We start from the raw sequence: 21,919 nt of genomic DNA on the forward strand, positions 1-21,919 counted from the left end.
TTGAAAATATAGAAGAAAGGAGTGGCAAAATGCGAAAGAAAAGAATATACGCTAGTTTCATTTGTCTAATGATATTAGCAGGCACAATCGGTTATCAAACAGTTGCATATTTTGTAAATGAAAGTACGACAACAAATGTTATAACCACTGGTAATGTACAAATGGAGTTATATGAAGAGATAAAAACAGATGGGATAAATTGGACATTAGTTTCTACAGATGAAAGTATTTCAATATTACCAGGTGATACAGTAGAACAAATTGCTTATATCACTAATACAGGATCTGAGGATTTTTACACAAGAGTATCAATCAAATTTTATATTGAAGATGTAAATGGCGAGTCGTTAGATTCTAGTGTAGTTAGTTTGAATATCGATGATGAAAAATGGGTAGAAGATGAAGATGGTTGGTATCGATATGTAAATATTGTGAGATCTGGAGAAACAACAGAGGATCCAGTGTTCAGTGAAATCTCTTTCTCTTCAGAAATGGATAATGATTATATTGGATCTACTATTACTTTAGTAGTAGGATCTCAGTCAGTGCAATCTGAATATAATGAATTTGAATCAATATTAGAAGTGCAGGGATTCCCTGAAGTTACAGGAAATGAGGTGAAGAAATAATGAAAAAGAAAATAGCATCAATAATATTATCTCTTATATTAGCAATAACAAGTATCTTTAGTGCACCAATGCTAATGAATGTTCTTGCAGATGATCAAACGACAGGAGGAGATGCAACAGAAAACAATGAAGGAATTTCTGTTAGTAAGACAGTTACTTTTTCTTATGATACTGATGATAATGGATTAGCAAGTGAAGATTCTTATGAATATACCTTGAATTTAGATGTTTTTACAACAGGAGAAGTATCAATAACGGAAGATGAGACAGCTCCAGTTGATATTATTCTAGTTCTAGATCAATCTACAAGTATGATGTGGCCTGCTGATCAAGCAGAAAACTTAACTTATGGTGATATTAATATATCACAAGATAGTACTGAGAATCTAAAAAATAATGTAGGTATTATTGATGGAGAATACAAACTTATAACTGATGTTGGTTCAGGAGAGTCAAGTTATGAATGGGTTCAAGATACATCAATCACAGTTTCTCCTATTGAAGAATCAGCTAGTGTGACTTATGGAGATTGGGTTAGTGAAACAGATACTGTAACGATTGAGTCATTATTAAATTCATCTAATAATGAATGGACTAGTTTTTATAAAGCAAACTATGGTTATCTTTATAGCGAAAGTCGTCAAAAAGACCTTGTTGAGGCTGTTTTGGATTTCATTTTATCATTAGAAACTGATGTTGAGCATCGTATCTCTATCGTGACATATCACAACGATGATACTACTGAATATAGTTTAAGTGGTTTAGTTGATACAGATGGGGATAATACGCTTGATGTAATAGAAGAGGTACTATCTTGGGTTACTGAGACAAATACATCTTCTGGAAACACATATGAAGGTGGAAATGCTGATGGTACGACTACCTTTAATTTACAACATAGTACATTAATTGCATTAGGTATAGAAACAGCAGAAGATATCTTATATGATGCTAAATACGACGGAACAACAACAAACTTAGAAGAGCTTTATGAAGGTACTGGTAGAACACAACTTTCAGTAATCTTTACAGATGGGATACCAACTCAAATTAATTCCACAGGTGATGGATCAGATGATTCATCCGCTAGTACATTAAACAATGTTAATCGTGCATTAGCAGCATCTGCTAGCATGAAACAAGATGGTGTTACTGTATTTACCATTGGTATGCTAGATGGAGTATATAGTGATTATACGAATGATGCGAATACTAATAGTACTTCATCATACTACAATGATGGCTATACAACATCTAATGGACGAACTACCTATTATATTAATGATGGAAATACGTTTATTAGTTCTTTCTTAGATTTATTATCTAGTAATTATGTAAATGCTAGTACTTATATTTCTAGTAGTTTCCCTAATTCGTCTGGTATTTATGATGTTGGAACTGCTACAAGTTACACTATTTCTACTACTTATGCTAAAGAAATAGCATCCTATAATGATGATGGAACTGTAAAAAGTTATACAGAATATTACTATCCGATTGATACTAATAGTAATGACGTAATCGTATCAGATAGTTTGGCAAGTGTATTTACTAAAGTTGCTGGCTCATTAACAACATCTGCAACTTATGAACTAGATCAAACAACACAAGTTCGTGATGTTATGACTTCAGAATTTATAATACCAGAAAATTCAACTATTAGCTTATATATAGCTTACTGTGAAGGGAAAAATAGTGAGGAGGATAAGGATTATAGCAGTAGTTTATTTGATAGTGGTTACTATACATGGAGTGAACGTGTATTAATTTATGACCAAGATGGAAACACAAATGAAATCAATGAAAATCTATCAGTAACTACACAAACGGTGTATGTTAATGATCAAGATGATTCTATTGTTTATTACGCTGATGAAGTTAGTACTGATAGCAATGGCACTTATATTATGATAGACGGATTAAGAGTAGACTTATATGAAACACAATTAGTAACAGTACAAGGGTTTGACTTTAACAAATATTATGTAACTACTGTTGATAAAGATAATGATGAAGCAAATGGTGAAGATTTTGGTGCAAAACTAATTATTGAATTTGATATTGATCCAGTTAGTTCTACTGTGGGTGATAATATTACTAGTGATGGTACATTGGGTGGTAATGCAATTGATACCAATACTTCTGCATCAGGAGTTTATATTTATGATTCTTCACATGCAACTTCTGATAGTAGTGGGTATTATTCCTTAGAATCATTTCCTGTACCTAATGCAGATATTCCTATAGATGTAACTGTAGAAACTACAGATCAAACTATTTATTTAGGTAATGCAATTTCTATCGTAGATTTAGTAGAAATTGATGGAGAATCAATAGATGGAAATAGTAATAAATATGTTGATATTACTTATGTTTTATATCAAACACAAGAATCAAATAAAGATGAATATGACAAATATACTACGGGTGAAAGTAGCGTTTATGTAGCTTATGATGAAGAGAAAGATGAATATTACAAATACGCTTTAGATAGTGATAGCAATAGAATTGAACTTTATAGGGTATATATTCCAGCAGGTCAATCAGCAAGTTCAGCAGATGGTGATAGCTATAATGTAGATACATTAATAACTCCTAGTGATGATACTGATTATCTTGTAGAAATTACTATTTCTCCTCTAACAGAAGGTACAGTTGGGACAACAACAGTAGAATCTCAATTACTTCGTGTTTATGTATTACATCCTACAATTGAAGTAAATAACATTTGGGTAGATTATGCAACTCCTGTAGATTTAAGACAAGATAACATTCTATCAGTAGTAGATCCTGATGATATGTCGACGTATGATACATTAGTAACTGATAATATCGCATGGGAAACAACAAATAGTTATTCATATGATATTCCTGAATCAACAATAGAAGCACCAACGGTAAACTTCGGTTATACGGCAAGGCGTGGTATCGAATATACAGCGGACGAATTCTTTGAAATAGGAGTTCGTGAAGATAAAGAGTTCTATATTTCTTCGATGACTATTAAATCTTCCGACGGATATTCTAATACTACAAGGTATGAATATTCTCAAGAAGAAGTAACATCATTTGGAGTATATATTAATAAATATGATTTAGAAATTAGTAAAACAGTAAATGCAGATGATTATGATACATATTCTCAATCATTTATCTTTGATTTAAGTTATACAGATGCTGAATTTATAACATCTCAAAAATACTATCAAGATGATAATGGTTTAACAGTATTTGAAAGTTCAGACAATGACACAGTGGATTTATACATCGATACTACTGGATACTATAGTGGGGAAACAGAATTTGCTATTTACACAAATATTAATCCTCAAGATGATAGTGTATTAGATTCAACATACACGGAGTATTATAATATTACGCATCAATTCTTTAGTGAAACGGGTGTTCAAAATACATCAGGAAATTATATTAATGAATCAAATTTCACTATTTCTTATAATGGGGCAACATATGAAGCTCGTGTTTTATGGGAAGATGAAGAAAACGAAATACCTTTATACGAAGCAACAGTAATAGATTATGAAAAAACATTAGAGGTAATTATAGATCCAGATATGTCTAATGTAGAAACCGTAGAATGGACTGATTCTACCGGAACACGTTATTATACTTTTAATGTATTAGTAACTGATTTATATTGTGGTGTAGAGCTAGACATTGTTGAAGATACTAATTGGTCTTGGCGTTATGAACCAGGGTTTACAACAACTACTACAACTCAATACGCTGATTATGTAAGTGGTGATGAAGCAACAGACTTAGACTATGTTACACAAAACATTTATGAATTTGATATAACTGATGGAAAAGTAAGTATTAGTGTTTATACTACTGAAGTTGACGAAACGGAAGTGACTTATGTTATTGCAAATGTAATAACGGAAGTAGACAACAGTTATCAAGTTCGTACTGTAACTTATGGAAATGTTCAAGCAGATATAAGTGATTATTTGGAGGGATTTAATGCTGGAAACTTTGTAAGTATTGATAATTTCATAACTGAAATGTCTGAACAAGGAGTTTATCCAGTGTTTGATACAACATCGGTTATGAGTGAAGATTCTAGTGGAAACATTACACAAACAACTACAACTGAAACATCTGCTTATAAAATTATTGATTATGATGAAGAAATAGTAGCAAGAATTGAAGGGGATAAAGTAGGAGATAATGATGGTATTCTTGAATTAGGAGAAGGATTATTGGGAACTTACCAAAATACTGATTTTGAAAAAGATAATTATATAAATTATGAATATGCATATTACTTAACACAATATACATTTGATTCTATTGCAACAGTAACAACTGCTAAAGATGGATCATCAGCTATGATTTTAGTTACTAATAGTACTGATTATTTAGATAAAAACGAAAGTGATGATTATTCTGATTGGACAAGAATTGATACTGAGCAATATACATATGAAGATAACAATGGAAACTTTGATTTAGATTCAAGTAATACAACAACTATGTATGCACCTGTATCAGCAGTATACTTTGACATTAATGAAGTAGATATTGATGTATATAATACATTAATGAATGAATATTGGTTATCATATAGCGAATTAGCTCAAAACACATTTTATGAATTAAGTGATCCAAGATAATAGGAGGGGATACAATGAAAACAACTAATAAAATAAGAATGAAAATAATAGAAAAATTCTTTCATAAAAACAAAAAAACAATGATGTCCCTTTGTTTAATAGTAATGTTCTTGGTGAGTGCTATTGGCCTAACTATTGCATATAAAATAGGAGTTAGTGATGAAATTGAAAACAACTTTGAAACACCAACAATTGTTACTCCTATTGAAGAAGAATTTGATGGAGTTGTTAAAGAAAGTGTAACAGCAAGCAATTCATCAGATAGTGATGTGGATGTTTATGTAAGATTAAAATTTGTTGTAAATACAATGGAAGTTATCTATGGAGATAATGGATATCCTATTCTAATAGATGAGCTAGGAAATGAATATAGTACGACTATAAATGAAGATGGGGAAGTTGTAGTATCTGATGAAAATTATGACTCAACAACAGCGAGTACTTTGACTTATAAAACAGGTGCTCTTGTAGCAACTACTAGTTCATTTGATGAAAATGGTTATCTTGCTAATCATGCTACAACTATTACAAATGTATTTGATGTAGAAGGCTTAAATGATACTGATTGGATTAGTGATGGAGATGGTGTATATTATTACAAATATTCTTTAGCTCCAGGAGAAACTGCGAATACATTAGTTGAAAAAATTTATCAAGAAGTATTTTATGATGGAGTAGTAGTAACTTTGACAATTATTGTGGATAGTGTTCAAGTAGATGGTTTAGAAGATTCATGGCAAGATGTAAGTTTGACGACTGATAGTGATGATAATCCAGTTGTTTATTTAGATAAAGAGTAGGAGGAAGAAAAATGAAGCATAAAAAGGTTTGTTTAAGTGTTATAGTAACTATGATATTACTAGTTATTACTTCTACCTCTTCCTTTGGTTTAACTTCAACACCAGAAGTAATATTTGATACTAGTAGTGGAATGTTTAGTTATAACAATGCAAAAGTAAGCAGTAGCACAGGATGTCCTGATTTATTTACTGATATAAAAGGGGTAATACCTGGAGACAGTTTGGAGCAAGTTATAGAGTTAACGGTTGAAAATATTGGTGATGAAACTGTTTATATTTATCTACGTTCAAAAGGAGAATCAGAAGATTATACAACTTTAATGGAAAATGTGTTATTCACTGTTAGTTATGATGATCAAGAAATCACAGGTTTATTAGAAGATGGTGTTATGTTAGGTGTTTTTAGTGAAAATAAGACAACAGAAATCACAATTGTTTTAGAAATATCCATGGATGTAGGAAACGAAATAGCAAGTTTACAGGGAGAAATAGATTGGGTATTTGTGGCAGAAATTATTGAAGATACTGAAGAAATAGTTCCTATTTCAGAAAATGGATCCGAAGAAGAGACTATTATTACTTCAGAAGATGAATCAGATGAAGAGATTAGTAGCATTTTAGATATTCTAGAAACAGGAGATAATACAAATATTACTATTCTAGTACTCTTCTTAGCAACATCTGTTATTACAATTATTATATTTGCTAAAAAAGAATCTAAAGAGAAGCAAAAATAATAGATTTATAAGATGAATGATAAAAATTTTAATTTTCAATGATTGTTTGGGATGCAAAAGAACTTGAATCTAATTCAAGTTCTTTTGGCGAGTTATGAAAAAAGATACAGAATGTAATGAAAAGAAGAGCAAACATTTTTTTCTTTTATAGAAAGTGATATAGTATAGAAAAGTAGGAGGGATGGATATGGAAATATCGATTTTATGGTTATTGTTTATTATGGCATATTTGATTGTCATTCAGATTTGCTTTTATTTTATTGTTCTAAAAAAAATAGGCAGAGAAAAAAGATGCTGTGAAAAAACAGTAGGTGTAGTCAAAAGAATGTCTAGTATTTACTATGGGGATGCACATACTGCAGTTGTAGAATATTTTGTAAATAATAAAAAGTATAAAGTAGTTGGACCTAAGTTTTTGGGAGGAACATGTATTACTGTAAAAACACCTTCTCAAGATATAGAAACAGCTTTTGAATCAAATTTAACATCCAAGGATAATCTACCATTATATGTTCATACCAAAATATATAAAAATTCAATAGCTTGTAAAACTTGTTCACCGATTCTTGAATTATTTCCAATAGGCTCAGATGTAGATGTATATTATAACCCTAATAAACCAAAGGAAGCATACGTACATCGATTTGAAGGTATTTCAAAAATAGTAGTGGGTATATTTGTAGGAGCAAATATGTTATTGCTAGTTTTTGCATTTATTTTATTTATATTATAAAGTTATAAATAACTTAAAAAAGAATATAAATTATTATAATTAGTATATAAAAACAGATGAATCTCTATTCATCTGTTTTAGATAAGAATTGTATTATTTTATCTTTTTAGGAAACACTAACAATATCTAAAATATAGAATGACTGCTAGTAAAAGAAAAACAATAACATATGCCCCAAAAGAAGCTTTTTTACGTGGTCTAGGTGGGTGAGAAGAACCGTTATGATTCATATTATGATTATTTCTAGGTGGTGGTGTGTGACCTCTTCTTGGAGGGTGTCCGCCATGTCCACCTCTAGGACCTTTTCTTTCTTCGTTTTGATTCGCCATTTATAAATCCTCCTTTGTATTCTATTCTATGTCTATACAGTATCATAAATAACAACTATTTCTCAATCATATTTGATTAAAAAGTATAAATAACATAATTCTAAGACTTTTGTTTCACATTTATTTATTGTTTTACCTCACAACTTTCACACATATTTATGTTAAATTAGATAGATACAAGGTAGGAGATGACTAAATTGAAAAAATATGTATATATAGTAATGAACATTCTATGTCTAGTAATTATTACTTTGACAGTTAGTTCTTTATTAAGTGATTTAATAACAAATCTACTATTTGATAGTTCTTCAGTAGAAGAAAGTTATACTTATAGTAGTAGCTCTAGTAGTGGAGGAAGTTCTAGTAGTAGCAGTAGTGACAGTAGTACAAATACGCAGACGTTAACATCATTTAGTGATGAGGATATTGCGGATATGTTTACAGATAGAGATTTAGACTATGATTATGACGAGAGTACTGCCACTTCTATTAGTTTAGATGATGAAACAATTACGATTAGTGAAGAAGGAGTATATATATTATCTGGTAGTATTAGTGATGGACAAGTTATTGTAGAGGCCTCAGATAGTGCAAAAATACAATTAGTATTGGATGGAGTTACTATTAATTCTAGTTCATCTGCAGCAATATATGTTATTTTGGCAGATAAGGTTTTTATTACATTGGCTGATAATAGTGATAATACATTGTCTACAAGTGGAGAGTATGTTGACACGGATGATGAAGGTGTGGATGCTGTTGTTTATTCGAAGAGTGATATTACTTTTAATGGAACAGGGACGCTTACGATCAATGCTACTTATGGTCATGGTATAGAAGCTAAGGATGATATTGCTTTTACAAGTGGAACCTATATTATTACTTCAAAGAATCATGGTATTAATGCAAATGATAGTATTCGTATCGTAAATGCTGATTTTACAATTGATAGTGGTAAAGATGGTATGCAGTGTGAAAACAGTGATGATACGTCGAAAGGTTATATTTATATTGCAAGTGGAACATTTACGATTAATTCAGTAGCCGATTGTATGGATGCTTCTAGTTGTTTACAAATTGATGGAGGAGAATTTGATTTAACTGGTGGTAATGGATATGAGGGTGTTTTAAATTCAATTACAGTAGGTGAAGGATCAAGTGGTAGTGTAATGGCTACGGATACTTTAGAGTATAGTATGAAATGCATAAAAGCAGGAACTATTATTTTTAATGATGGAATATTTAATCTTTCAGCTTATGAAGATACGATTCATTCTAATGGAGATTTAACAATGAATGGTGGAGAATTTTATATTGTAACAGGGGATGATGCTATTCATGCGGATTATGATTTAACGATTAATGATGCAATTATTGAAATTGAATATGGATATGAAGGTATTGAGGGAGATAATATTACAATTAATGGAGGAACTATAAGTGTTATTGTACTTGATGATGGAATCAATGCTGGAAGTAGTTCAGGAACTTTAACGATTACTGGTGGAGACATTTATGTAGCTTGCCAAGGGGATGGTTTTGATTCAAACGGAGATTTTGAAATGACGGGTGGAAATGTAGTTCTTGATGTCAGTGCAATTTATACAGCTGGAGATAGCGAAATCGATGTTACAGGTAGTGTAAGTTATACTGGTGGATCAATTGTGGATGAAAATGGAGATGAAGTTAGTACTTCTGGTAGTTCATCTAGTTCTTCTAGTCGATCATTTAGCGTTCCTTCAAGAAGATAAAAATTAATTAAAAATGTCACTTTTTGTAGTGACATTTTTTAAGTGTGCCAGGCATGGTATACATCTAAGTGGTGAAAGTCCACCGTGGGGGAATAGTCGCCAACCACTAGTCGAAGTCAAGGGTGTCCATCGTGAGGCGGAATCTGAAGGAAGAATTAGACAAAACTCTGGTCTTAGGAACACGAACTATATCAGGCAGGAGATAAGAGACAAGTGTGCTTAACAACACAAAATCTAACAGACTATGAAGTACTTATCTAATGTAAATATGGAAGATATATGGAGGGAAAGATGTATAGCCTTACCCTGGGAGGTCTCACAAGCGAGAAAGTAGTAACAACGAATTGTGAGAAGTCAGCCGAGGTCGTAGTAGTGAGGAAGTACCTGTAATGGGTATGGAGCAAAGGACTGAACAGATTTATCAGTTAAAGAACTGTCAAATTGCACCGGTATGTGTAACTCGAGGACAAGAGTGAAACTAGAATAGTGAGTAAACAAGAACGGAGGAAAGCTATAAGTCAACATACAGGAAACGAAAGGAAGGGAAGTAACGAAATATGGAAACAGAAAGAAATGAATTACTTAATCAACTGCTTAGTGAAGAAAATATGATAGAAGCATATAAGCAAGTCAAACGAAATAGAGGAGCTAGTGGAATAGATGGTATGGAAGTAACTGAGTTAAAGGAATACCTAGAAGAACACGGCGAAGAAATTAAAGAAGAGATAAGGACAAGGAGATATAAACCTAGTCCGGTAAGAAGGGTAGAAATACCAAAAGAGAATGGTGGAGTAAGATTACTTGGAATACCAACAGTAAAAGATAGAATGGTACAACAAATGATAGTGCAAGTATTAACACCAATCTATGAACCGATATTTAGTGAACATAGCTATGGGTTCAGACCGGGTAGAAACTGTGAAATGGCAATCATAAAAGTATTAGAGCACATGAATGAAGGATTGCATTGGATAGTAGATATTGACTTAGAGAAATTCTTTGATAATGTTCACCATGATAAACTAATTCGACTAGTGAGTCAACAGGTAAAAGATGGTGATGTAATATCCCTAATTAGAAAATTCCTAAGAAGTGGAATCATGATTGATGACGAATATAAAGAATCAACAATCGGAACGCCACAGGGCGGAAATCTTAGTCCATTATTATCAAATATTATGCTTGATGTGTTGGATAAGGAATTAGAGGCAAGAGGACTTAATTTCGTAAGATATGCAGATGATGTGCAAATATTGGTAGGAAGTCAAAAAGCAGCAAATAGAGTAATAGAGAATGTGAGTAGGTACATAGAAAAGAAACTAGGATTAAAAGTAAATATGACAAAAAGCAAAGTCAACAAACCAGAGGGTACAAAATACCTAGGGTTTGGATTTTACTATGATAAACTTCAAAAGACCTATAAAGCGAAACCACATAAACTTTCTGTAGAAAAACTGAAAAGAAAACTGAAGCAACTTACAAGCCGGAATTGGGGAGTGAGCATGGACTACAGACTACTAAAGATAAAGCAATTGATAGTAGGATGGGTCAACTACTTTAGAATAGCGAGTTTTAAGAAAGTGTGCAAACAAATAGATGCACATACACGGTTTAGACTTAGAATGTGCATATGGAAACGATGGAAAAGAATAGGTACAAAATACAGAGCACTAATAAAACTAGGAGTAAACAAATATAAAGCATGGGAATGGGCGAATAGCAGAAAAGCATACGCACGAGTTGCCATGTCATATATCATGTGTAGAACGGTAACGAACGATAGACTAAAGAAAAGAGGTCTAGTATCACTACTAGACCAGTATCAGTTAAAACATATTTTAGTATAAATTTGAACCGCCGTACACCGAACGGTACATACGGTGGTGTGAGAGGACGATAAATAAATTAATTATTTATCTCCTACTCGATTCAAGAAGATACGTTTTTAAGACATTATGCTATAATGAAGAAGTTACTAGAAAGATAGTAGTTTATTTTGTAGTGATAGGATGAATGGAGAATAACGAATGATAATTAGACAAGAAGAATATAAAGACTTTGCTGAAATTAGAGAACTTGTTAAAAGTGCTTTTGAAAATGCAGAACATACAGATGGAAATGAGTATAAATTATTAGATCTATTAAGAAAAAGTGATGGTTTTATCAAAGAACTTGCACTAGTTGCTGTAATGGATGATAAAATAATAGGTCATATTATGTTTACAAAAGTTAAGGTAAGAAAGCATATTGGTCTTGCATTAGCACCATTGTCCGTATTACCTGATAAACAAAAAAAGGGAGTGGGTCAGACTCTTATGAATGAAGCACATGCTATTGCTAAAGAATTAGGATATCCTTTTTCAATTGTATTAGGTGATGAAAATTATTATCCTAAAGTAGGATATCAAAAAGCAAGTTTGTTTAAAGTAGTAGCTCCTTTTGAAGTCCCAGAAGAAAATTATATGATATTATTTTTAACAAAACAGAACTTTTTATTAGATGGTACAGTAGAATACGTAAAGGAAATGTTTGAACTATAAAATAAAAAAGAGGTAACCCACAAGTTACCTCTTTTCATTATTTTAATAATTCTTGTACTTCGTCAAACTTATCTAAAACAGCTTGTTCAGGTGCTTTCGTTAATAAACTAACAACTACTATTGCAATACAAGCAACTATAAAAGCAGGTAATAATTCATAGATTGTCAAATATGCTCCAATAGAATTTCCTGCAGCAACCATTGACACACCAATAGGGGTTAAAACATATTCCCATATAACAACAGTAATTCCACCAGCAACCATGCCTGCTAATGCTCCTTGCATGTTAGAACGTTTCCAAAATAATGCAGCTAAGACTACAGGACCAAAAGCAGCTCCAAACCCAGCCCATGCAAACGAAACAATACCAAATACAGAACTATTAGGGTCACTAGCAAAGCAAACACCTAATATTGCAATTATTGCAACACATCCTCTAGCTACTAATAAAGTAGTTTTTTTAGTCATCTTAATTCCTAAAAAATCTTGTAATAAGTTTTGAGACATACTTGATGAAGCAGTTAATAACTGAGAATCAGCAGTAGACATGGTAGAAGCTAAAATACCGGCTAATACGATACCACCTAACAATGCTAAAACAACACCATTTTCAGCTAATAACTGAGCTAATACAATAATAATATTCTCAGAATCTGCTAAGACTTCAATAGCTCCTACACTAGAAACACTATAACCAGTAACACCAATTAAAATAGCTACAAACATAGAAATAACAACCCAAACAGTAGCAATACGACGTGATTCTTTTAATTTATTAGGATCTTCAATCGCCATAAAACGTAACAATACATGAGGAACACCAAAATAACCTAGTCCCCAAGCAAGTGTCGAAATAATGGTAACAAAACCATAAGAAGAAGCAGTTCCCGTACTTGCATTATACATAGCAGTCATCGACAAATATCCATCTAATGAAGAAGCATTTGTTATAACAGTATCAAAACCTCCAACAATATGAATACTAAATAATAAAATCATAATTAATGCAAAAGTCATAACAATAGATTGAATTAAATCTGTAGTAGAGGCAGCTAAAAAGCCACCTAAAGCACAATAACCAACAATGACAACAGCACTAATAATCATAGCAGTCATATATTCAATACCAAACACAGTAGAAAATAATTTTCCACAAGCCGCAAAACCAGAAGCAGTATAAGGAACAAAAAATATAAGAATAACCAATGCAGCTATACCACATAAAATATTCTTTTTATCTCCATATCGCTTAGAAAAAAAGTCTGGAATCGTAATTGCATCAATAGAATGTGTATACAAACGGATTCTCTTAGCAACAATCAGCCAATTAATATATGTACCTACTGCCAATCCAATAGCAGTCCAAGCTGCATCCGCAATACCACATGCATAAGCAACCCCAGGTAAACCCATTAACAACCAACCACTCATATCAGAAGCTTCTGCACTCATTGCTGTCATTAAAGGACCTAATTTTCTACCTCCCAAGTAGAAATCATCTGTCGAATTATTCTTCTTTGAACAAAACCAACCAACAACAAGCATCATTGCTAGATAACCTGTTATTGCAATCATAATATAAATATTTGAACTCATAGAATCTCTCCTCGTATAATATGTACGTAATCAAAAGGTAAACAAATTTCATATTTACTATTGATTGTACACTCTTTTCTATTCTTATTATCAAATGAAGTGAAATATTTTATATTTTCACTAGCTAAAGTATACTATATTTTTAGATGGAGATAAATAATAAAAAACATAATCTAAAGAAGAATTATGTCTTTTGACTATGTTATAAGTTATTAAAAAATAGGTTTTCTATTATAATCTGGTAAGACCTCATTAATGGACATAAAGGATTCTTTTATTAATAAATTAGTAATTTGATAATTAATAGATACAATTTCATTTAAATCATAACAAAGTAATGATTGAATAATTACTAAATATAATTTGTGTTGAATCATATTTTTATAATCATATAACACTAAAGGAATTTGTTCTCTAAAATAGCCTCTACTTATCTTTTCATTAAGAAATCTTTCATCACTTAAAGAAATGGATTGATTAGGTGAATCAATATATTTTTTAGCAATAGTAGCAGCAGTAGTCTTATATTTTGATTTACTAATATATAATTCTCTAAAATATACTTTTAAATCTAATAAGTTATTAGGATCTACATTACGACCATTATTTTTAGATAATAATTCAATAATTGCTTTAGTTTGTATTAATTTTTCTTCAAAATGGTCGCATCGACCATTTCCTTCATTTAAAATAGCTTTTATATTTTGATTTTCAACAAACATTGACTTTGTAACAAAGTATTCTTTTTTTACTGGTTGAAAGTAACTAGCTTCATTTTCTTGTTCTTCTTTTAAATAAGAAGATAACTTCAAGTGTTCTCCACAACGATTACGATATTTTAATAAAGTGATATAAATATCTAATGAAGAAGATAACTTCGTATTTTTTGGAGTTTGATGATGGGATGTTACTTCATCTAATAATTTATCTAGAATAGCATGCAAAGATAGTAAACAAGCCATTCTTTTATTCATATCTAAAAAGTCACAAGCAATAACCCAATAATTGATTGCTTGTAAGATACTATCCGTATATATATTTAAAAGAGTATATAAATCTTGATAGGATTGTTTTTCAATGACATAATTTGCTATTAGTTCATTATTAGATAGTAGTTGTTTTATTTCTAAGAAATCATTTCGAATAATATGACGATGATTATTTTTATATTGGCCTAGTTGTAATGTAAAAGAAGTAGGGACTGTTTCTTTTAAGGATAATGCATCAAAGCGAGAATCATCTAAATCATAAGTTATTTTCTTTAAGTTATGAATTACTTTATTTCCAATAGCAAAGTCATTGTATTTTAAAAACAATAAATGATCTAGGAAGTCATATTGTTGTTGTGTAGAGAGAGTATGATATGGAAAGTATTGAAAAATAGAAGTGTTTTCAATGGAAAAAGTAGGTTGGAAGTCGTTAAATTCTTTTAAAGTATTGCGAACATTTTTAACTAATGTTTCACGATAATCTTCTAAATCATCGACCTCATAATCTTCCATATAATCAGAATATTGTCGTTCAATATAGAAGTCTACATATTCATTAATATTTATACTTTTCATGACTTTCTCCTCTTTTAACCTATGTTAAGTATAGCATTGGGATAAGTAGAAGTCTATTCATTAGTTAAATTATCAGGTAGAACAGATACTAGTAAATCTAGTGCTTTAATGGCGTGTTTTCGATATAGTGGTCTTTGGTACATGTCATGGATTCTTTGTGCTATGTCTCCATAACGAATAGGTTTAGGACCTGAATAAATCGAAACAATAGTTTGTAGTCGCTCTAGATCTTCAAGATTGTTTTCAAAAAGATTGGTTAGTAATAATTGACTAGATAGCGTATAGACTTGATCTAATTTAGATAGGTTAAATGGATTATATAATGTGTTTTGTTCTATTCTATCTTGTAATGGAAGTATTTGGGGGTTTGCTAGTTGTATTATTTTAAGGAATTTAGGATAGTAAGTAGCTAATATGACAAACTTATAAACTAGTTTTTTAGTAATAGGATGAATGCAGTATTGTTTTACTAAACCATATTCTTGACCAAATGCAGTTATATTATTTTTTTTATTTATTAAATGTTGTTCTAGTAGAAATTTTTCAAATTCTAAATCAGGGAATTCTTTTTTAATATCTTTTTTATCTAAATATTTGATTGTTATATTTGTAGTATTAGATGCAATGACATGGTTTGTAAAATCACTTATATCATTTGTATAGCTCACTGTAGTAGGCAAATCTAGATAAAAAGGTATCTTAGAAAAATAACTGTTTTGAATTAATTCTTTAAAATCACTAGAAGAAATATCACGATCCATCACTGATTTTTCAATAATATTTTCAGTCTTATGAAATAATCTAGGTCGTATCATTTTAATATATCCACATATTTGATCATCTTTTGTAAATAGTAGGTCTATCGTATTATCAATATAAGTGTTTTCAATACATTTTGTTGGTATTTTGGTATAAACTTTATAACTTGTATTTTGTAAACATTCTTGATGAAAGACAGTTTTAAGTATCGTATTTAGTGTATTCATAAGGATCCTTTCTATATTTGATATGTATTTTCTTGATGAATAGAGTCTGGTTCTTGTTTTATTTTTGGAAAAGATGCTTCAGGAAGAAGATCGTAATAATCATGTTTAGTGATATCAAACTTAGATACTTCTAATGGTTTATTTCCTCTTGTAAACAAGTAGGCTCTATCAATAGGCATTTCTAAAATTTCTTGAATAGGCTTATTTGCTTTGATGGCACAAAATTCTGCAGTAGTTACATCTTGACCACCTAAATACAAACAGTTATCACAATTATTAATAATGGTAATGGCTTTTTCTTTTCCATAAAGAGCATTTAATTGAGTAATACTTTGTAAAATAATACTGACATATATTTCTCTAGAACGAATAACGGAGATAATATTATCAAAATCAGGAATAATTGTATTTGTAGCAAAATCATCAAAGATAAAACGGACTGGTATATCTAAACGACTAGATGGATTGTTATCTGCTATTGTACATAATGATTGTAATGCTTGTTTATAAAACAAACTTGCTAGTTTGTCCATAGAACGATCAGTATCACTGATTGTTAAGAAAATAGCAGTTTTTGTAGTAGATAGTTCTTCAAAACTAATCTTTTTATTATTGTGATAAAGTGTACAAATATCATTGTTAGTTAATTCATTTATTTTTTCAAATAAAATACCAATAATACTTTGATTCATTTTTTCTGCTTGACGATTGTTCTTAAACATCTTGTATTGTTTTACAGCAAAGCTTTTTGGATTTTCTATTTCTAATTGAAATATTAGATTATCAAAAACAGAAGTTTGTATAATAGTAAGTAATTCATAGATAGATTCTAGATTATGTTCTTCTTTTGGTAAACATTCTAGTGTGTAAGATATTAAACAAGTTAAATACATTCTTGCAGCTAAGTCCCAGAAAGGGTCTTTTGAATTTTCTTGAGGAACAAGAGTACTTGAGATAGTTAAGATATCTTGACAATTGTATTGTTTTGTTTCGTTATTGTAACCAATAAAATCAAATGGGTTATACCCATGTGACTTTGTTATGTTTTTATAATCAATGATTTTTATTTGATATCCTTTTTCTTTTAATAAAGGACCAACTTGTTTTATTAAGTTACCTTTTGTATCTGCAATAATAAGACTTTCATTACATTGCATAATATTAGGTTTTACATAATTTCTTGTTTTACCAGCACCAGAAGGACCAATAATTAAGTCATTATTATTTATACCTGTTTCATAAGTATTGTTATTTTGGTATGTGTTGTTTGCTAGTATGCGATAATTTGTTTTCATTTTGTTCTCCTTATAGTTGATGAATGATAGTATCAGCCAATCCAAAATCAATGGCTTCTTGAGCATAAAAATAAGTATCTGTAATTGTTTTTTCATAAATATCTTCGATGCTTTTTCCAGTATGATTCGATAAAATAGAAGCAATTACTTCTCTAGTTTTCAATAAGTCTTCACTAATGGAACGAATTTGTAAGGCACTTCCAGCAATGTTACCATTAATTAGAGGATCATGAATCATAACTCTAGCATGAGGAAGTATTTCTCGGGTATCTCCTGATGCAAATAAGATAGCCCCCATACTTGCAGCCATTCCAATACAAACAGTACGGATAGGACATTGTACAGCATTCATAATGTCATATAATGCCAGTCCATCACTAACACATCCACCAGGACTATTAATAAAGATAGTTATTTCTTTATTTTTATCTTGAGAATATAGATAACGGATTTGTGAAATGAGAGAATTTACTAATTCTGTATTTATTTCTCCAATACATTCTATTTCTCTTCGTAGTAGCATATCATCTTGGATGCTATACATACTTAATCCTTTATGGGTTTCTTTTACTATTTTTGGGTTATTCATCATGGGTAGTCTCCTCTTCTAAGTTGATAAATGGGTATATATAAATTAGATAATGTATAAAACTAATGTCTGTATCTCTTTCTTCTAAACAAAAAAATCGCTGTAAATCACATAAGGAATATTTTTCAAAATATTCACCATCATAGTCACAATAAATAAGTTTAATTCTCTCTATCAAGACTTCTCTAACTCTTTGATAAAACCAAATGTAATATTCTTTTTTGTTTTTTAAAGCTAAATAATAATAAAGTGAAGTAATGTTTTCTTTATTTATTTCAAAATTGTTTTCCTTTCTTATTGGATTTAGATTGGTAATTCTAGTAGTTAAACTTTCTTTCATGTTATGCTCCTTTGCAATAGATTTACTAACTAAACCCATCATATATAAAAGAGAAAAAATAAAAAAGGAATGCTTTTTTCTAAAAATTGCATTCTTAGGTTTTGAGGCAGTATTTAGCTAATAAAGAAACTATAATTGTAAAAAGAATTGTTTTATGGCGGATATATAAATGCAAACTTTAATAGGAGTATTAGTGGTTTTAAGATTTATAGGAATTATTTTAATTTTTGACGATTCAAATAGGGTGGATATTATTAAGTGCTTTCATGACTTTTAGTAACCAAATATGATAATGTCCTATTGTAACTAAAATGAATTTGTCCCACTCTTATTCTACAATGTCAGCAATTATGAACAAAAGGATAACAAAAAAGCAAAGGTATTTTTTAGAAAATAACATAAATAAAAAAAGCTCACGATAGGTGAGCAATCTTTGTATAAAACCATTATTTATTTTGTTTCGATATATATTTTAATAAATATAACAAAGAATAGTAACCTTATATATATACGTACTTATACACACCATATCTTAATAAATTCTTGTATAACTCTAGAAATCTATCTTCTGAAATAGTAGTTTTATTATTAAACCATTGTTTCATTAAAGAGTGGGCCCCATCCATAAAAAAATCATAAATAAGTTCCAACTCTTCTTTAGGAAGATTACTGTTTTTTGACCAACCTTCAATTGCACTAGGTTTTAACCTTTCTCTAAACATATCTCTTGCATTAGAATGGATCGTATCATTAAAGATAAAAGAAAATAGATAATGATTATCTTTTATCACAGAAAATAATTTATTGGACATATCTTCAGTGTTCGAATTATATTCATATAATTCTACACACTTTAATAATTTATCAACAAGTTGTTCTTCAATGCTTCTAACGAATGTTGGATAATCTTCATAATGATCATAAAAAGTACTTCTACTTATTTGAGCAGATGCACAAATCATTTTGATCGTTATATGTTCGATACCATTTTCTTCTAAAAGTAAAAAAAACGTGTTTTCTATATTCTTTTTCGTTTTACTAATTCTTTTGTCCGTCATATTTTTTATACCTTTCCATTCATTTTATGATTATATGTAGTTTATCCTACATTTTTACAAATATTGATAATTGAAAAGCAATATCCTTAAACTTATAATTATGATATCATAAGAAAATTTGAAAGACAAGTTAAGTTGGAGGGAGAAGCAATTATGAACAAAGATTATGAAATTTTATTTACACCAGCCAAAATTGGTAACTGTGAGATTAAAAACAGATTCGTTATGGAACCTATGGAACCAACAAAAATATTAGATTGGACCATGACAAATAATGGGTTTCACACTGAGTCAAGACAATTAATTTTAAATCGTGCAAAGGATGGTGTTGGTTTAATTATACCTGGGGCAGCATCAACTCATTCTTTGATGACGAAAGAATTTCTGGGTGATCACCCAGAAGTATTTGAAGGACTTCAAGAATTTATGGATGAAGTTCACTCTTATGGATCAAAGTTGTTTGTACAGTTAGCAGCTGGTTTTGGAAGAAACTTCCCATATCCAGTGGATATGCAAATATTATCATTTATTCCTGATTTAGAGAGTTCAATCTCTACTGCTGATGCTGGTTTGCCAAATCGTTGGATTCCTGAACATTTATCTACCCAAATGTCTGTAGAAACAATTCATAAAATTGTCGATGGATTTGCTAATGCTGCCTATCTATGTAAAATAAATGGGGTAGATGGTATTGATGTTCATGCGGTTCATGAAGGGTATGTTATGGACCAATTTGCTACTTCACACACAAATCATAGAACAGATGAATATGGTGGTTCATTAGAAAATAGATTACGTTTTGCTTGTGATGTTGTAAAAGCAATCAAGCTAAAATGTGGTGATGATTTCCCAGTAATGTTACGATATTCTGTAGAAACAAAGACAAAAGATTTTGGAAAAGGGATTATACCTGCAGATCAGGATTCTATAGAAATTGGACGTACAATGGAAGAATCTAAAGAAGCTATTAGAATATTAAGTGAAGCTGGATATGATGCATTCAATGCTGATAATGGAACGTATGACTCATGGTATTATGCTCACCCTCCAGTATATATGCCCCCAAACTGTAACTTGAAAGAAACGATGGAAATTAAACCCTACACAGATAAACCTGTTATCTGTGCCGGTAGAATGGAATTAAAACAAGCTGCCGAAGCTATTGAAGGTGGTAACCTAGATTTTGTAGGAATTGCTCGCCAATTCTTAACAGATGAAAACTATCTTACAAAAATTAGAGAAGATATAGAAGAAGACATTAGACCTTGTATATCTTGTCATACTGGTTGTTTAGCATTTTCACTATGGAAAGACTCAGGAGCAACAGGTCATATAGCAGGTAATTGTGCCTTAAATCCATATACTAATAATGAAGAAAAATATGAACTAAAGATAACAAAAGATCCTAAACATTTTGCTGTAGTAGGTGGAGGAATTGCAGGTATGGAGTTTGCACTACAGGCACTAAGACATGGACATAGTGTTGATTTATATGAAAAAAGTGATCGACTAGGTGGTGTATTTAATGAGGCAGCTTGCTTTAGTTTTAAAGGAAAAGCAAGAGAGTTGTTAAAATATTATGAGTGTCAAATCAAAAAATCATCCGTTCATTTACATATGGCTACAGAAATAACAGATACCTGCTCACTAGAAGCAGATGAAATTATTATAGCAACAGGTAGCCTAGAGCCAAGAAGTATTCAAGTACCTGGTAGTGAATATGCAATGAATGCGGTTGAATTCCTAGCAAATGGAATGGATTGTGGTCAAAATGTAGTAATCATTGGTGGTGGTGAAACAGCTTGTGAATTAGCTTATGACTTAGCTATGTTAGGGAAAAAACCTGTTATTATAGAACAACAAGATGATATTATGAAAGCACCAGGGTCATCTATGGCAAATACAAGTTATTTAAGAGATGCTTTTGAATACTATAAAGTACCAGTTTATCTAAGTGCGAATGTTCTAAGTATTGAAGAAAACGCAGTTGTAGTTAAAACAGAAACAGGCCAAGAAATAAAAATAGCAGCAGATAATACAGTAGTATCTATTGGATTTATAAGTGGTACAAAGATTAAAACGGAAACTAAATCTAATGTACATATTCTAGGAGATGCACATAAAGTTTCAAATCTATTAGATGCAGTGAAACAAGTAAATGATCTAATTCTTGAATTTTAATGAAAAACATTAATGTAAACAAATAAAATTGATACATGACCAAGTTGATTGATTTTGACTTGGTTTTTGCTTTTTCTATTATATTCCATCATGTGGAATAGGTACTATTGGATATTGTTTTGAAACTTCTTTATTTAACAATTTAATCCTCA

Annotated in this window: 17 protein-coding genes; 9 read left to right on the forward strand and 8 right to left on the reverse strand. The window is 30.6% G+C overall.

Annotation, left to right across the window (positions count from 1 at the left end; genetic code table 11):
• Positions 1-29: 29 nt before the first annotated feature.
• From LRR82_RS03280 to LRR82_RS03300, 5 genes are all read left to right on the forward strand, one after another.
• Positions 30-629, forward strand: a complete 600-nt coding sequence (locus LRR82_RS03280) for a hypothetical protein (protein ID WP_249030080.1) — start codon at positions 30-32, stop codon at positions 627-629.
• The gene (locus LRR82_RS03285) at positions 629-5,266 is read left to right on the forward strand and encodes a vWA domain-containing protein (protein WP_249030081.1); all 4,638 of its coding nucleotides are present in this window, start codon (positions 629-631) and stop codon (positions 5,264-5,266) included. The genes LRR82_RS03280 and LRR82_RS03285 overlap by 1 nt, the downstream gene beginning before the upstream one ends.
• 14 nt (positions 5,267-5,280) lie before the next feature.
• Positions 5,281-6,066: a hypothetical protein gene (locus tag LRR82_RS03290; protein WP_249030082.1), complete on the forward strand. Its 786-nt coding sequence runs from the start codon at positions 5,281-5,283 to the stop codon at positions 6,064-6,066.
• A gap of 11 nt (positions 6,067-6,077) precedes the next feature.
• On the forward strand, positions 6,078-6,803 hold the full coding sequence (locus tag LRR82_RS03295) for a hypothetical protein (RefSeq protein WP_249030084.1): 726 nt from the start codon (positions 6,078-6,080) through the stop codon (positions 6,801-6,803).
• Positions 6,804-6,990: 187 nt separating this feature from the next.
• Complete coding sequence (locus LRR82_RS03300) at positions 6,991-7,536, forward strand: DUF3592 domain-containing protein (RefSeq protein WP_249030085.1); 546 nt, start codon at positions 6,991-6,993, stop codon at positions 7,534-7,536.
• Between the two features lie 116 nt (positions 7,537-7,652).
• On the opposite strand, the gene LRR82_RS03305 is transcribed toward LRR82_RS03300, so the two are convergent.
• Complete coding sequence (locus LRR82_RS03305) at positions 7,653-7,865, reverse strand: hypothetical protein (RefSeq protein ID WP_249030087.1); 213 nt, start codon at positions 7,863-7,865, stop codon at positions 7,653-7,655.
• A gap of 197 nt (positions 7,866-8,062) precedes the next feature.
• On the opposite strand from LRR82_RS03305, the gene LRR82_RS03310 reads away from it, so the two are divergent.
• The 3 genes from LRR82_RS03310 to LRR82_RS03320 all read left to right on the forward strand — a co-directional run bounded on the left by LRR82_RS03310 (position 8,063) and on the right by LRR82_RS03320 (position 12,156).
• Positions 8,063-9,616, forward strand: coding sequence for a carbohydrate-binding domain-containing protein (locus tag LRR82_RS03310; RefSeq protein WP_249030088.1), 1,554 nt, complete (start codon positions 8,063-8,065; stop codon positions 9,614-9,616).
• A 557-nt stretch (positions 9,617-10,173) separates the two neighbouring features.
• Positions 10,174-11,463, forward strand: a complete 1,290-nt coding sequence (gene ltrA / locus LRR82_RS03315; RefSeq protein ID WP_249030089.1) for a group II intron reverse transcriptase/maturase — start codon at positions 10,174-10,176, stop codon at positions 11,461-11,463.
• A gap of 180 nt (positions 11,464-11,643) precedes the next feature.
• Positions 11,644-12,156 carry a GNAT family N-acetyltransferase gene (locus LRR82_RS03320; RefSeq protein WP_249030090.1) on the forward strand — a complete coding sequence of 171 codons (513 nt, stop codon included), beginning with the start codon at positions 11,644-11,646 and terminating at the stop codon, positions 12,154-12,156.
• A gap of 37 nt (positions 12,157-12,193) precedes the next feature.
• Here the strand turns inward: LRR82_RS03320 and LRR82_RS03325 are convergent, their stop codons facing one another.
• The 7 genes from LRR82_RS03325 to LRR82_RS03355 all read right to left on the reverse strand — a co-directional run bounded on the left by LRR82_RS03325 (position 12,194) and on the right by LRR82_RS03355 (position 19,586).
• Positions 12,194-13,753 carry a sodium/proline symporter gene (locus LRR82_RS03325; protein WP_249030092.1) on the reverse strand — a complete coding sequence of 520 codons (1,560 nt, stop codon included), beginning with the start codon at positions 13,751-13,753 and terminating at the stop codon, positions 12,194-12,196.
• A 212-nt stretch (positions 13,754-13,965) separates the two neighbouring features.
• Entirely contained in the window at positions 13,966-15,318 is a 1,353-nt protein-coding gene (locus tag LRR82_RS03330) for a hypothetical protein (protein ID WP_249030094.1), read from the reverse strand.
• A gap of 53 nt (positions 15,319-15,371) precedes the next feature.
• A complete protein-coding gene (locus LRR82_RS03335) occupies positions 15,372-16,304 on the reverse strand; it encodes a hypothetical protein (protein ID WP_249030095.1) in 933 nt (310 codons plus the stop codon).
• A gap of 11 nt (positions 16,305-16,315) precedes the next feature.
• Positions 16,316-17,599 (reverse strand): VirD4-like conjugal transfer protein, CD1115 family, encoded by a 1,284-nt coding sequence (locus LRR82_RS03340; protein WP_249030096.1) that lies wholly within the window; start codon positions 17,597-17,599, stop codon positions 16,316-16,318.
• 10 nt (positions 17,600-17,609) lie between these two features.
• Complete coding sequence (locus LRR82_RS03345; protein WP_249030098.1) at positions 17,610-18,188, reverse strand: ClpP family protease; 579 nt, start codon at positions 18,186-18,188, stop codon at positions 17,610-17,612.
• Positions 18,181-18,528 (reverse strand): hypothetical protein, encoded by a 348-nt coding sequence (locus LRR82_RS03350; protein WP_249030099.1) that lies wholly within the window; start codon positions 18,526-18,528, stop codon positions 18,181-18,183. Before LRR82_RS03350 ends, LRR82_RS03345 begins: the two co-directional genes overlap by 8 nt.
• Positions 18,529-19,028: 500 nt before the next feature.
• Complete coding sequence (locus LRR82_RS03355; protein WP_249030101.1) at positions 19,029-19,586, reverse strand: TetR/AcrR family transcriptional regulator; 558 nt, start codon at positions 19,584-19,586, stop codon at positions 19,029-19,031.
• 153 nt (positions 19,587-19,739) lie between these two features.
• Between LRR82_RS03355 and LRR82_RS03360 the strand changes: the two genes are divergently transcribed.
• Complete coding sequence (locus LRR82_RS03360; protein WP_249030102.1) at positions 19,740-21,767, forward strand: oxidoreductase; 2,028 nt, start codon at positions 19,740-19,742, stop codon at positions 21,765-21,767.
• Positions 21,768-21,919 lie beyond the last annotated feature (152 nt).

The sequence above is a fragment of the Tannockella kyphosi genome, from assembly GCF_021054785.1.
Classification (GTDB): domain Bacteria; phylum Bacillota_I; class Bacilli_A; order Erysipelotrichales; family Coprobacillaceae; genus Tannockella; species Tannockella kyphosi.

What these genes read in the sequence shown, in the direction of transcription:
- LRR82_RS03340 (WP_249030096.1), bottom strand. Translation starts at nt 17,599, where the DNA reads ATGAAAACAAATTATCGCATACTAGCAAACAACACATACCAAAATAAC.
- LRR82_RS03330 (WP_249030094.1), bottom strand. Translation starts at nt 15,318, where the DNA reads ATGAAAAGTATAAATATTAATGAATATGTAGACTTCTATATTGAACGA.
- LRR82_RS03345 (WP_249030098.1), bottom strand. Translation starts at nt 18,188, where the DNA reads ATGAATAACCCAAAAATAGTAAAAGAAACCCATAAAGGATTAAGTATG.
- ltrA (WP_249030089.1), top strand. Translation starts at nt 10,174, where the DNA reads ATGGAAACAGAAAGAAATGAATTACTTAATCAACTGCTTAGTGAAGAA.
- LRR82_RS03325 (WP_249030092.1), bottom strand. Translation starts at nt 13,753, where the DNA reads ATGAGTTCAAATATTTATATTATGATTGCAATAACAGGTTATCTAGCA.
- LRR82_RS03350 (WP_249030099.1), bottom strand. Translation starts at nt 18,528, where the DNA reads ATGAAAGAAAGTTTAACTACTAGAATTACCAATCTAAATCCAATAAGA.
- LRR82_RS03290 (WP_249030082.1), top strand. Translation starts at nt 5,281, where the DNA reads ATGAAAACAACTAATAAAATAAGAATGAAAATAATAGAAAAATTCTTT.
- LRR82_RS03320 (WP_249030090.1), top strand. Translation starts at nt 11,644, where the DNA reads ATGATAATTAGACAAGAAGAATATAAAGACTTTGCTGAAATTAGAGAA.
- LRR82_RS03355 (WP_249030101.1), bottom strand. Translation starts at nt 19,586, where the DNA reads ATGACGGACAAAAGAATTAGTAAAACGAAAAAGAATATAGAAAACACG.
- LRR82_RS03360 (WP_249030102.1), top strand. Translation starts at nt 19,740, where the DNA reads ATGAACAAAGATTATGAAATTTTATTTACACCAGCCAAAATTGGTAAC.
- LRR82_RS03305 (WP_249030087.1), bottom strand. Translation starts at nt 7,865, where the DNA reads ATGGCGAATCAAAACGAAGAAAGAAAAGGTCCTAGAGGTGGACATGGC.
- LRR82_RS03335 (WP_249030095.1), bottom strand. Translation starts at nt 16,304, where the DNA reads ATGAATACACTAAATACGATACTTAAAACTGTCTTTCATCAAGAATGT.
- LRR82_RS03300 (WP_249030085.1), top strand. Translation starts at nt 6,991, where the DNA reads ATGGAAATATCGATTTTATGGTTATTGTTTATTATGGCATATTTGATT.
- LRR82_RS03280 (WP_249030080.1), top strand. Translation starts at nt 30, where the DNA reads ATGCGAAAGAAAAGAATATACGCTAGTTTCATTTGTCTAATGATATTA.
- LRR82_RS03285 (WP_249030081.1), top strand. Translation starts at nt 629, where the DNA reads ATGAAAAAGAAAATAGCATCAATAATATTATCTCTTATATTAGCAATA.
- LRR82_RS03295 (WP_249030084.1), top strand. Translation starts at nt 6,078, where the DNA reads ATGAAGCATAAAAAGGTTTGTTTAAGTGTTATAGTAACTATGATATTA.